Source organism: Metapseudomonas otitidis (genome assembly GCF_011397855.1).
In the GTDB taxonomy this organism is placed as follows: domain Bacteria; phylum Pseudomonadota; class Gammaproteobacteria; order Pseudomonadales; family Pseudomonadaceae; genus Metapseudomonas; species Metapseudomonas otitidis.
This window is the reverse complement of record NZ_AP022642.1, coordinates 2,823,977-2,836,463: the sequence shown is the minus strand read 5'-3', so window position 1 is coordinate 2,836,463 and position 12,487 is coordinate 2,823,977. Positions and strand designations below refer to the sequence as shown.

Genomic DNA, 12,487 nt, shown 5'->3' with positions numbered 1-12,487 from the left:
TCAACAACGGATGAACCCGCCTCGACCATGAAGAAGACCTTGCAGCACGGATTGGCCCTGTTCCTGGCCCTCGCCAGCCTCCCGGCGCTCGCTGCCGAGGCGCCCACCTGCGGCGACCTGGAATGCCTGCTCTGCCCCGGCCTGACCGATCCCCAGCAGTACTCCGAAGGCAACATGAAGCTCATGCGCGAGATCGCGCCGGGCAAGGACCGCTGGCTGTTCCGCTCCGTGGTCGACCTGACCAACGACTTCGGCATCCCCACCGCCATGGAGCCCGAGTTCGCCCGGCTGATGCGCACCTTCAAGGCCCAGGGCACCGACGTGGTCATCGCCATCCAGCCCACCCGCGGGCTGATGCACCGGGACAAGATCCGCCCCGACCGCGCCTACGGCTTCGACTACGCCAAGGCCAGCGCCAGCCTGCGCCACTTCGCGGGGCAGCTGCGGGTCGGCGGCGCCATCGTGCCGGACGTCATGCAACTGGTGGAGCACCCGCCGCAGAAGGAATACTTCTTCCGCCGTGACCACCACTGGACCCCCGCCGGGGCCGAGGCCACTGCCCGCCTGGTGGCCGACGAAATCCGCCGCCACCCGCTGTACGCCGGCCTGGCGAAGAAGCACTACCAGACCGAGCCCGGCGTGATGGTGCCCAAGGACGGCACCATGAACCTGGCGCTCTCGCGCATCTGCGGCAACAACTACGGCTTCCAGTACGTGCGCGGCTTCCAGACCATCCCGGTCAGCGACGATGCCGATGCCCTGTTCGACGACGCCCCGGACCCGGAAGTGGTGCTGGTCGGTACCTCCAACTCGGCCGCACGGGAGGACGAAAGCAAGCAGTTCAACTTCGACGGTTTCCTCAAGCAGTACCTCGACGTGGACATCCTCAACTACGCCCTCCCCGGCGCCGGCCAGGACGGCGCGCTGCTGGAATACCTGCAATCGGACAGCTACTCGCCACAGAAGCCGCCCAGGCTCATCGTCTGGGAGCTGCCGGCCAACTACCGCCTGCAAGACCCGCTCAGCTATCGCCAACTGATTCCCGCCATCAAGGGCGGCTGCCGCGCCGAGCCCCTGGCCCGCAACACGCTGAAAACCGGCGTATTGAAGGTCAACCAGCGCATCGAACTGCTCAGCAATGCCGGCGACCAGCGCCGCGAACTCAGCGATCTGGACGGTTTCCTAGACATCCGCATCAGCGACCGCAACCTCAAGGACTTCTACGTGATCGTCTATTACGACAATGGCGCCCGGGACAAGGTGTGGTTCCGCCGCGAGGCCGTGGTCACCGGTGGCCACTACTACCTGGAACTCAGCCGGGCCGAGGCGTTCAAGGGCGCCAACCTGCTTTCGGTGTTCATGGAGCCCACCGTGGACATCGCCCAGTCGACCCAGGTGGATATACAGCTATGTCGATGAGCCGCCACCTGCTCTGCGCCCTCGCCCTGCTGCTGGTGCTGCCCATGAGCCCGGCGCAGGCGGTCAACTCACTCTGGGCCAACCAGGCAACGCCCCAGGCCGCCATGGTGGGTGACTACCGCAGCCTGGGCTGCCCCTACCCCACGCCCGAGCCCTACACGGGCGCCTTGCAGTTCGAGAGCAAGTACGACCAGAGCGACGTCACCAAATCGCGCCTGAGCGCCACGCCCGACGTGCAGGCCAAGAAGGTCCAGGCCCAGGTGAAGGGCTACATCGGCGGGCTGATCCGCGCTTCCAAGGAGTTCCAGCGGGCGAAGCGCCCCGAGCGGGCCAACCAGGCCCTCGCCTGCCTCGACACCTGGCTCGGCCGCTGGGCCCACGCCCGCGCGCTAGAGAATCCCGACGCCAGCAAGACCGGCATCGCCGCACGCAAATGGGCGCTGGCTGCCATCGGCTCCACCCTGCTCAAGGTGCGTGCCCTCAGTGACGGCCGCTATGAGCTGGACAGCGAGCAGAAGGCCTGGCTGGAGCGCCTGGCGGAACGGGTGATCACCGAGTACCAGCCTCGTCACGTTCCGGACTTCCCCTACTTCAACAACCATGACTACTGGGCCGGCTGGGCCGTGGCCTCGGTGGGGATGCTGGTGGAGCGCGAAGACTTCATCGCCTGGGCCGACTACAGCCTGCGGCGAGGCCTCGCCCAGGCCCAGCGGAGCACCAGCGGCGACTACGCCTACCTGCCCCTGGAAGTGGCCCGCGGCAAGCTCGCCAGCACCTACACCCAGTACGCCCTGGTCCCGCTGGTGCTGCTGGTGGAGAGCGCCGAAGCCAACGGCCGGCCGCTCAGCGGCGACGAGCGCCAGACGCTGTGGCTGCTGGCCAGCTTCGCCGCCCGCAGCCAGCTCGAACCCGAGAAACTGCCGGAGCTGCAGGCACACGACCAGGACGAGGTCGCGCCCTACAAGCTCGCCTGGCTGATCCCCTACCTGCACCGCTACCCCGGCCACCCCTGGGCCCGGCGGCTATACGACGAAATGGGCGGCGACGTGGACAACTACAGCCAGATCGGCGGCCCCATCAAGCCGATGTACCCGACCCAGGATTGAAAGAAGGACCGCACATGCGCCAGGTCATATTCCGCTCCGGCCGCCGCCTGCTCGCAGGCCTGTTGCCCCTGCTGCTGGGCCTTGATGCCCAGGCGGCCAGCTACCAGCCGCCCCATCCGGCCCTCAGCCTGCTGCCATGGGATGGCCAGCAGGCCGAGCTTCAGCACGCCCGCGACGCCATCGCCCAGGCGACCCTCCCGCCCCTGGAAACGGCCGTGCCCGCAGGCCGCGCGCACGCCAGCCTGGAGACGATGTTCTCCTCCCAGCAAGGCAGCTGGTACTTCGAGCCCTTCGCCAGGAACGGCCTGTTCCGCGCCATCGCCGGCTACCAGGCCCACCACCCGCAAGCGGTGGTGATCAGCGGCGGCAGCCTGACCCTGGAACAGCTCTCCAGCGCACTCAACGACCCCCGCGTGCTGAAGCGGCACAAGGACGGCTACCTGCTCAGCTACCCGCTGGTGATCGCCCCCGGCGCAGCCCTGCGGATCGAAGGCAGCACGCTGTACCTGTACACCCCCTCCGGCACCGCGCTGATCAACCGAGGGCTGCTGCAGCTCAAGGGCGCCACCCTCTCCAGCTGGAAAGGTGAATCGGCAGGCGACACCCAGGACCCGTATCGCCCCTTCGTGATGGCCTGGGCCGGCAGCACCCTGCATATCGAGGATTCACACCTGGAGCGGCTCGGCTACAACGCCAACTTCACCCGGGGTATCACCACGGCCCTGAGCCCCCAGCAGCCCACCTCCACAGCGCCGGCACGGGTGCTGGTGCGCAACAGCACCTTCAACGACCTGTCCACCGCCCTGGAGCTGCAGCACGCCCGCGCGCGGGTGCAGGGGTCGCGCTTCAGCGACCAGCAGCAGTACGCGGTGGACTTGAAAGACAGCCAGGTCGAAGTCCTGGGCAACCGCATCGACGGCGTGCAGAACAACAGCGGCCTGCGCGCACGCGGCCAGGTCAGCGGGCTGATCGCCGACAACAGCGTGCTGAACACCGCCAAGGCCGGCATCGAAGTGGTGGAGCAGCAAGGTGCCCTGGGCATCCGCCGCAACCTGCTGGGCGCCTCCCACGGCACCGGCATCCTGCTGAACCAGCTGGCACCCAGCGAAGTCCGGCCGTTGCTGCTGGAGGGCAACCTCATCGGCAACACCCAAGGCAGCGGCATCGACGCCAACAATGTCGGCGGCGCGCTGTTCCTGGTGGGCAACCAGATCGGCAACACCCCCGAATACGCCGTCAGCCTGCGCAACCCCCAACGCCTGCCCGGCCGCCTGGTGCTCATCGGCAACACCCTGGGGGGCATTGGCAAAGCCATGGTGCGGGTAGAAGGGCTGGAGCAGATCGTGCTCGGCGGCAACCGTTTCCAGGGCAACCCGGTGCTGCAGAGCGCCTTCATCGGCGACCTGCTGCCGGTGCAGAGCCAGGTACTGGAAAGCACCGTCCGCCACCCCTGCCTGCTGCGCGTGGACACCGGAGCCAGCGCCCCGGCTGCTGAACTGTTGCTGGATGAGGGCTGCAAGGGCTGAGCGGCGCAGTCGACCTATGAGACGGCCAGCTCACTCCACCTTGCGCAAGGTATACACCCGCCACATCGCCCAGCCCGGCAGGACGTCCTGGTGGCCGATGATCTCGAAGCCGGCCTGGCGGAACTCGGCCTCGACCTCGCTGCGGCGCGCGACGTGTCGGTCGCGGTCGCCACGGCCCAGCCGACGGCGGCGCCAGGCGCGGTAGTTGCCGTCCACCCAGAGCGAGAGGATCAGCGTGTCGCGGGTGACCCGGTGGAATTCCCGCAGCATGGCCAGGCGCTGGCCGGGCTCGCCGAGCCGGTGCATCAGGCGCATGCAGAAGATGCAGTCGACGGCGTTCTCGCCCAAGTCGATGTTGAAGGCGGAGGTCTGCAGCAGGCGGATGCGCTGCAGCACGTTCGCCGGCTGTTCGTGCAGGGCCACGTCCAGGCGGCGCGCGGATTCGTCGGCGCCGATGACGATGCGGTTGGCCCAGCCCACCAGCACCGGCCAGAAGCGGCCGCTGCCACAGGGCAGGTCGAGCACCAGACAGGGCTCCCCGGCCAAGCGCAGCGCGCGGCGCGCCACCTGGTCCTCGCGCCAGTTGGCCAGCCGCCGCCAGAGGCTCGGCCGGGGCGCAGCCGCGTCCAGCGACGCGGGCACGAAGACCGGCTCCAGGGTGCTGCCCGATTGGGCCCGACGGGGGTCAGTCATGCCATCCACTCCCAGTGACAGGGAGGGCCAGACTAGGGGGGCATCAATCAACCGGGTGTCAAAACCGCGTGAAAAAAACATCAATCGCCGTGCGGTTTTTCACAGCGGCATCGACGCTGTGTTTTTCACGCAAAAATGACACGCCCACACTTAAGGTCGGCGCCCATGCCCACCTGCACGTCCGGCAGGGAGGGCCTGACCGTATAAGGACCGACCATGAACCACACCCCCAACGCCACCTTCCCTACCGAACTGGAGGCCGATACCCCGCCCCGCGCGACGGTCGTCTCGCGGCCGTTCAACTTCCGCCTGTGGGCGGTGCTGCCCCTGGTCTGCATGGCCCTCTTGCTGGTGCTCGACCCGACGCGCCTGGACTTCGCCATCGCCAACGCCTTCTACGACCCGGCCACCGGCTTCGTCGGCGGGCACAGCTACTTCCTCGAAACCATCCTGCATGATCGGGTCAAGCAGGCCGTGATCGTGATGGCGGTGTTCGCCCTGGTGGGCTTCGTCGCCAGCCTGGTGTTCAAGCGCATGGCTGGCTGGCGCCGCTCGCTGGGCTACCTGGTGCTGGCACTGGGGCTGTCGACCGCCATCGTCACGCCGCTCAAGGCACTGACCGAGATGCATTGCCCGTGGGATCTGACGGCCTTCGGTGGCGAGGAGGTCTACACCCCGCTGCTGTCCCAGCGTGCGCCCACCGACCACCCCGGGCGTTGCTGGCCGGGCGGACACGCCTCCAGCGGCTTTGCCTTGCTGGCGCTGTTCTTCTTCCTGCGGGATCGCCGCCCACGGCTGGCCCGTGCGGCCCTGATGGGCGCGCTGGTGCTGGGGTCGGTGCTGTCCCTGGGACGCATGATGCAGGGCGCGCACTTTCTCTCGCACAACGTCTGGACGCTGCTGTTCGACTGGATGATCTGCCTGGTCACCTACCGCCTGGTGCTCTACCGCCCGGCAGCATCGGAGCCACCCGCGCTGGCGTGAACAGGCGGCTGCGAGGATGATGGGCGCTTCCCGTCGGAGGAGCCCGCCATGACCTGGTCCGCCCAGCAGTACCGCAAGTTCGAAGACGAACGCACCCGCCCGGCCATCGAGCTGCTGGCGCGGGTGCCGCTGACCGACGTGCACCACGCCATCGACCTCGGCTGCGGCCCCGGCAACTCCACCCAGCTGCTGGTGGAGCGTTACCCGCACGCAGCCATCAGCGGGCTGGACAGCTCGCCCGACATGCTCGACGCCGCTCGCCAGCGCCTGCCGGGTGTGACCTTCCTCGAAGGCGACATCGCCCAGTGGACTGCCCAGGTGGCACCGGACCTGATCTTTGCCAACGCCTCCCTGCAGTGGCTGCCGGACCATGGCAGCCAGCTGCCGCGCCTGCTGGCGCAACTGGCACCTGGCGGCTGCCTGGCGGTGCAGATGCCCGACAACCTCGACGAGGACTCCCACCGCCTGATGCGCGAAGTGGCTGCCAGTGGCCCCTGGGCGGACGCCCTGCGCGAGGCGGCCGGAGCCCGGGAGGCGCGCCATGCGCCGAAGTGGTACTACCGCCTGCTGACCCAGGCCGGCGCCCGCGTCGACCTGTGGCGCACCACCTACTACCACCCGCTGGCGGGCGGCCCGGGGGCCATCATCGAGTGGCTCCGCGCCACCGGGCTGCGCCCCTTCCTGGCACCGCTGGACGATGCCGGCCAGCAGGCCTTCCTGGCGGCCTACCAGGCCGAACTGGCCGAGGCCTACCCGACCCTGGACGACGGCAGCGTGCTGCTGCCGTTCCCGCGCCTGTTCCTGGTGGCCCAGCGCTGATCAACGCACCGCGTCGGCCAGGGCCTGGCCCGGGCGGCGCACGGCGCGGCGGGCGAACAGGGTCTTGGCGGCGGTGAAGTGGATGGGGTCACCGGTGAAGGTGGGCAGCTCGGCACGCACCCACTGGTTGCCCTCGCCTTTCCAGCTCACTTCCCCGGCGGCCAGCTTCAGGTCGCGGGTCAGTTCACGGATGACACGGCGCACGCGCTGCTCGCAGAACACCACGTCTCCGTCGATGGCCTTGCGCAGGGGCTCTGCGTCACCGTGCTTGAGGCACAGCAGCAGCATGCCGTCGGGCCGCGGGGTGATGGCGATCTCGTAGCCGGGGAATGCCTGGAAGAGTTCCTGGATGGCGATGCTCATGGGGAGGCTCCTTGGGTTCGGTGTCCTCCCTTGGGTGCAGACCTCGTGCCACACCGCCCCCGTGACGGGTCCCCAGGCAAATCAGTCACTTGCGTGCGCTCGACATCACCCTGCCATTTGCAGGATGCAAGGGTGGCCCCTCCGGCGCAGGGTGTTCTGCAATGCCGAAGGCCGTCAGCCGTCGACCACCACCTGGTTGCGACCGCCTCGCTTCGCCTCGTAGAGCGCGGCATCGGCACGCTGCAACAACACCTCGGGGAGCTGGCCGGGCTGCGGCACCATCGCGGCCACACCGATGCTCAGGGTGACGCGGCCCAGGGGCGAACGCTCATGGGGCAGGTGCAGCGCCTCCATGGCCTCGGCCACGCGGCGTGCCAGGCCCAGTGCCCCTTCGACGCCGCTGTTCTGGGCGAGGAAGACGAACTCCTCGCCGCCGTAGCGCGCCATCAGATCGCTGGAACGGCACAGCGTGGCGCTCAGCGCCTGGGCCACCTGGCGCAGGCAGGCGTCGCCGGCCGGGTGGCCGTAGTGGTCGTTGTAGGGCTTGAACCAGTCCACATCCATCACGGCCAGGGCCAGCGGCTCCCCGTTGCGCTGCGCATGGCTCCAGGCCTGGCTCAGCATCACGTCGAAGTGCCGCCGGTTGGCGATGCCGGTCAGGCCGTCGGTGAGGCTGAGGGTCTTCAGTCGACGATTGAGCACCTGCAACTCGTCGGTACGTTCGGCCACCCGTTGCTCCAGCAACCGTTCCGACTGCTGCAGGGTCTCCACCAGTTGCTGCTGGGCGCGTAGCAGCTCGTCCTTCACCCGGGCCTTTTCGCGGCGCATGACGTTGTAGCGATCGGCCAGGGCGAAGGCCAGCAGCATCATTTCCATCGCCGAGCCGAGCTGGATGCCGTCCACGGTGAAGACATTGGTGGGCAACAGACCGATGGCCCGCAGGATGGTGGTGGTACCCCCGGCGATGAGCAGGGCGAAGGCACCGATGAAGAAGTACGCGGTGCGCTGGCGCCTGAAGGCACAGGCCACGGCCACGCCGACGATCAGCAAGGCCGTGGCCAGGTTCAGCAGCACCGCCGCGCGGGCGAACACCGGCAGCGCCATCCAGTACAGCGCCGGGGTCAGCAGGTACAGCCCCACCAGCGCCAGCATCAGCCGGTCGGTACGCGGCAGGCTTTCACGGGTCTGCAGCATGCGCCGGGTGAACAGCAGCATGCCCACCAGGGCGAGGGACACGCCGGAGTAATAGGCCTCGTTGGAATTCAGCAGCAAGGCGTCCCAGGGCGACTCCGGTGCCAGGCCGTTCTTGCTGGCCAAGCCCAGCATCATCAGGCCGACGTAGATGACGTAGAACAGGTAGGTGCGGTCGCGCAGCACGGCGAACAGCAGCAGGTTGAAGAGGATCATCGCGGTGGCGATGCCGAAGTACCACGCCTGGATCGCGTAGTCCTCGCGCTCGGCAACATGGAAGGCCGCCTCGTCCCAGAGCTTGAGCGGCACCAGCAGGCCGATCTTGGACGCCACCCGCAGGTACACCACCTGGGTCTCGCCAGGGGCCAGCAGCAGCGGGAAGACGAAGTTGCGATTGGGGTAGAGACGGGTGTCGAACGGCCGGTCGCTGCCGGTGAGCACCGCGCGATAGTCCCCCTGGCCGTCCGGCAGGAAGGCGTCGACCTGGGACACGCGCGGGTTGTCCACCACCAGCATCCGGCGCAGCGGCGCGTCGCCCGGATTGTGCAGCGCCACCCGCAGCCAGAACGCCGAACGGGTGAAACCCAGCGCCAGGGCGTTGGCCGGCGCTCTCCCACCCTCGAAGCGCTCTGCCAGCGGCGGGCTGCGCACATCGTCCAGGCCGTAGCGGGCCTGCGGGTCCTCCAGCAGGCCCAGGGCATCGGTCAGCGACAGCGGTTGCTCGCTCATCGCCGCGGCATCCACCACCTCCTCCGCCCGAGCCGGCGCGGTTGCCAGCACCAGGGCCACGAGCAGGCACGCCCAGAGACCGAAGAGGCTGGGCAGGGAAAGCGTGTTCAGGAAGGCAGGTGCAGGATACGGCCGATTCATGCGGCGTTCTTTTCTGACAAGGCGGGGGAAGTCTACAAGAGGAAAAACCGCCTCGCCAAAACCCGCTGGCGGACGCGAACAGGCCACCCACATGCGAAAACGCGACCAGGAGATTCCGCCCGACGCCGCCAGATGCTAAATAGGTCGCCTCGACTCGCCCGGCCCACGGCCCGGGAGGCATCGAGCCCCGGGCCCTGCCCGCCGAATTCCGAACCACGCGTGCCACGCGGCACCTGCCAGCGGTGACCCCATGATCGAAGTAACCGAAGTTTCCATTGCCGACCTGCGCGCTGCGCTGGAGTCGGGCCGGACCACCGCCGTCGAGCTGGTGAAGGCCTACCTCGCCCGCATCGACGCCTATGACGGCCCCAACACCGCCACCGCCCTCAATGCCGTGGTGGTGCGCAACCCCGAGGCCCTCGCCGAAGCCGAGGCCTCCGACGCCCGCCGCGCCCGGGGCGAAACCCTCGGCCCGCTGGATGGCATCCCCTACACCGCCAAGGACAGCTACCTGGTCAAGGGCCTCACCGCCGCCTCCGGCAGCCCCGCCTTCAAGGACCTGGTGGCCTACCGCGACGCCTTCACCATCGAACGCCTGCGCGCCGCCGGCGCCATCTGCCTGGGCAAGACCAACATGCCGCCCATGGCCAACGGCGGCATGCAGCGCGGCGTCTACGGCCGTGCCGAAAGCCCCTACAACGCCGGCTACCTCACCGCGCCCTTCGCCTCCGGCTCCTCCAACGGTGCCGGCACCGCCACGGCTGCCAGCTTCGCCGCCTTCGGCCTGGCCGAGGAGACCTGGTCCAGCGGCCGGGGCCCCGCCTCCAACAACGGCCTGTGCGCCTACACCCCGTCCCGTGGGGTGATCTCCATCCGTGGCAACTGGCCGCTGACCCCGACCATGGACGTGGTGGTGCCCTACGCCCGCACCATGGCCGACCTGCTGGACGTGCTCGACGTGATCGTCGCCGAGGACGCCGAGAAGCGCGGCGACCTCTGGCGCCTGCAGCCCTGGGTGCCGATCCCCTCGGTGAGCGAAGTCCGCCCCGCCCGTTACCAGGACCTGGCCGCCGGCACCGAAGCCCTGGCCGGCAAGCGTTTCGGCGTGCCGCGCATGTTCATCAACCAGGACCCGGACGCCGGCACCAGCGAGAACCCCGGCATCGGCGGCCCCACCGGCCAGCGCATCCACACCCGCCCCAGCGTCATCGCCCTGTGGGAGCAGGCGCGCCAGGCCTTGGAAGCGGCCGGCGCCGAAGTGGTGGAAGTGGACTTCCCGCTGGTTTCCAACTGCGAGGGCGACCGCCCCGGCGCGCCCACGGTGTTCAACCGCGGCATCGTCTCCAAGGAGTTCCTCCACCACGAGCTGTGGGACCTGACCGCCTGGGCCTTCGACGACTTCCTCCAGGCCAACGGCGATCCGAAGCTCAACCGCCTGAAGGACGTGGATGGCCCGCAGATCTTCCCCCACGAACCCGGCACCCTGCCCAACCGCGAGGGCGACCTGGCGGCGAGCATGGCCGAGTACGTGACCATGGCCGAACGCGGCATCACCCCCTGGGACCGCATCGAGACCCTGCCCGACGGCCTGCGCGCCCTGGAGTACACCCGCAAGATCGACCTGGAGGACTGGATGCAGGCCCAGGGCCTGGACGCCGTGCTGTTCCCCACCGTGGCCGACGTGGCCCCGGCGGATGCCGACGTCAACCCGGCCTCCGCCGACATCGCCTGGAGCAATGGCGTCTGGGTCGCCAACGGCAACCTCGCCATCCGCCACCTGGGCGTACCCACCGTCACCGTGCCCATGGGTGTGATGGCCGACATCGGCATGCCGGTGGGCCTGACCTTCGCCGGCCGCGCCTATGACGACAACGCCCTGCTGCGCTACGCCGCCGCGTTCGAGTCCACCGGCTCGCGCCGGATCGTCCCGCCGCGCACGCCCCCGCTGAAAGGCTGACCCCCTGCACCCCGCCACCCGGCGGGGTGCTTGCATTCAGGCTGCGAAAGGCTTCTAACGCCGCAGGGCAGCGTCCTGGGCGAACGCCTCCGGGAGGCACTCCGGCACCACCCGCACCCGTGGCGCCTTCAATGCGCGATGCGGGTACTGGATGACCATTGCTCAGTTCCCCGGGTCACGGAATGCCTGCAACACCTCCTTCAACCGCCCCACCTGCGGGTGCGGCGGCTGGCGGGGCGCCATGGCCCAGCCCGAACTGTCGCCCAACGGCAGTGACCTGGACACCGCCCGCCCCTCGGCGAACGGGTTGCGCGGCTGACCGGGCGATTCAAGGGCAACGCCCGAAACGCGCGGAATTCCCCGGGAACCATGAGCTCGACCGAGGCGCCACGGTTGCGAGGCGCTCCACTGTGACGCACCGGATTATGCAATCTGGTGCATCGCCGCCTGCGCTAAAGCCCCCTTATTGGCCCGGCGCAGGCGCCCTAGAGTCCTGCTCTCCACGGCACCTGCTCGGAGCAGACCATGAAGACCTTCCTCCTGGCCCTCGGCCTCCTGTTCAACTCACTCGTGGCAACGGCAGCAGACATGTCCCATCAGGCAGACAACTTCTACACCAGCGACAAGGTCACCCAGCAACGGGTGACCTTCCTCGACCAGTACCGCATGCGCGTGGTCGGCAACCTGTTCATCCCCCGCGACATTGCCCCCGGCAGCCGCAATGCGGCGTTGATCGTCGGCCACCCCATGGGCGCGGTGAAGGAACAGAGCGCCAACCTGTACGCCACCAAACTGGCCGAGCAGGGCTTCATCACCCTGGCCATCGACCTGCCTTTCTGGGGCGAGAGCGAAGGCCAGCCGCGCAACGCCGTCTCCCCGGACCTCTACGCCGAAGCCTTCAGTGCCGCCGTGGACTACCTCGGCACCCATGACCGGGTCGACCGCGAGCGCATCGGCGTGCTCGGCATCTGCGGCAGCGGCAGCTTCGCCATCGCCGCCGCCAAGATCGACCCGCGCATGAAGGCCATCGCCACCGTCAGCATGTACGACATGGGTGCGGCGAATCGCCAGGCACTGCACCACTCCCTGACGCTGGAACAGCGCAAGCGCATCCTCGAAGAGGCCGCCCAGCAGCGCTACGTGGAGTACACCGGCGGTGCCACACGCTACACCGGCGGCACGGTCACCCGTCTTGAGCCTGACACCGACCCGATCCAGCGGGAGTTCTTCGACTTCTACCGCACGCCCCGTGGCGCCTTCACGCCTGCCGGGCAGAGCGCGGACCTGACCACTCGCCCCACCCTGACCAGCAACGTGAAGTTCATGAACTTCTATCCGTTCGAAGACATCGAAACCATCTCGCCGCGCCCCCTGCTGTTCATCACCGGTGCAGACGCCCACTCCCGCGAGTTCAGCGAAGACGCCTACCGCCGTGCGGCCGAGCCCAAGGAGCTGGTGGTGATCCCCGGAGCCGGGCATGTGGACCTGTACGACCGTGTGGGGCTGATCCCCTTCGATCGCCTGACCACGTTCTTCCGCGCCCACCTCAAGTAAGCCCA

The 12,487-nt window shown here is 68.6% G+C and carries 11 protein-coding genes; 8 read left to right on the top strand and 3 right to left on the bottom strand.

The features are described 5' to 3' along the window. Positions 1-27: 27 nt before the first annotated feature. From PotMrB4_RS13035 to PotMrB4_RS13025, 3 genes are read left to right on the top strand one after another with little or no spacing between them, the layout of a single operon-like run. Entirely contained in the window at positions 28-1,419 is a 1,392-nt protein-coding gene (locus PotMrB4_RS13035; RefSeq protein WP_172433513.1) for an alginate O-acetyltransferase AlgX-related protein, read from the top strand. Next, positions 1,410-2,525, top strand: coding sequence for a polysaccharide lyase (locus tag PotMrB4_RS13030; protein WP_172433512.1), 1,116 nt, complete (start codon positions 1,410-1,412; stop codon positions 2,523-2,525). Before PotMrB4_RS13035 ends, PotMrB4_RS13030 begins: the two co-directional genes overlap by 10 nt. Before the next feature lie 14 nt (positions 2,526-2,539). Continuing rightward, positions 2,540-4,051, top strand: a complete 1,512-nt coding sequence (locus PotMrB4_RS13025) for a right-handed parallel beta-helix repeat-containing protein (protein WP_172433511.1) — start codon at positions 2,540-2,542, stop codon at positions 4,049-4,051. A 30-nt stretch (positions 4,052-4,081) separates the two neighbouring features. Here the strand turns inward: PotMrB4_RS13025 and PotMrB4_RS13020 are convergent, their stop codons facing one another. Beyond that, positions 4,082-4,744: a class I SAM-dependent methyltransferase gene (locus tag PotMrB4_RS13020; protein ID WP_172433510.1), complete on the bottom strand. Its 663-nt coding sequence runs from the start codon at positions 4,742-4,744 to the stop codon at positions 4,082-4,084. A gap of 336 nt (positions 4,745-5,080) precedes the next feature. Here PotMrB4_RS13020 and PotMrB4_RS13015 point away from each other — a divergent pair, with 336 nt between their 5' ends. Together PotMrB4_RS13015 and tam are read left to right on the top strand one after the other, a co-directional pair. Next, entirely contained in the window at positions 5,081-5,728 is a 648-nt protein-coding gene (locus PotMrB4_RS13015; RefSeq protein WP_232060850.1) for a phosphatase PAP2 family protein, read from the top strand. 48 nt (positions 5,729-5,776) lie between these two features. Next, positions 5,777-6,547 (top strand): trans-aconitate 2-methyltransferase, encoded by a 771-nt coding sequence (tam, locus tag PotMrB4_RS13010; protein ID WP_172433508.1) that lies wholly within the window; start codon positions 5,777-5,779, stop codon positions 6,545-6,547. Here tam and PotMrB4_RS13005 read toward each other — a convergent pair whose 3' ends face one another. Together PotMrB4_RS13005 and PotMrB4_RS13000 are read right to left on the bottom strand one after the other, a co-directional pair. Beyond that, positions 6,548-6,910, bottom strand: a complete 363-nt coding sequence (locus PotMrB4_RS13005) for a DUF3509 domain-containing protein (protein ID WP_044404789.1) — start codon at positions 6,908-6,910, stop codon at positions 6,548-6,550. A gap of 174 nt (positions 6,911-7,084) precedes the next feature. Beyond that, entirely contained in the window at positions 7,085-8,971 is a 1,887-nt protein-coding gene (locus tag PotMrB4_RS13000) for a diguanylate cyclase (RefSeq protein WP_172433507.1), read from the bottom strand. 250 nt (positions 8,972-9,221) lie between these two features. On the opposite strand from PotMrB4_RS13000, the gene PotMrB4_RS12995 reads away from it, so the two are divergent. The 3 genes from PotMrB4_RS12995 to PotMrB4_RS12985 all read left to right on the top strand — a co-directional run bounded on the left by PotMrB4_RS12995 (position 9,222) and on the right by PotMrB4_RS12985 (position 12,482). Beyond that, on the top strand, positions 9,222-10,928 hold the full coding sequence (locus tag PotMrB4_RS12995) for an amidase (protein ID WP_172433506.1): 1,707 nt from the start codon (positions 9,222-9,224) through the stop codon (positions 10,926-10,928). Between the two features lie 151 nt (positions 10,929-11,079). Further along, on the top strand, positions 11,080-11,247 hold the full coding sequence (locus PotMrB4_RS12990; protein ID WP_172433505.1) for a hypothetical protein: 168 nt from the start codon (positions 11,080-11,082) through the stop codon (positions 11,245-11,247). A 206-nt stretch (positions 11,248-11,453) separates the two neighbouring features. Further along, positions 11,454-12,482: an alpha/beta hydrolase gene (locus PotMrB4_RS12985; RefSeq protein ID WP_172433504.1), complete on the top strand. Its 1,029-nt coding sequence runs from the start codon at positions 11,454-11,456 to the stop codon at positions 12,480-12,482. Positions 12,483-12,487 lie beyond the last annotated feature (5 nt).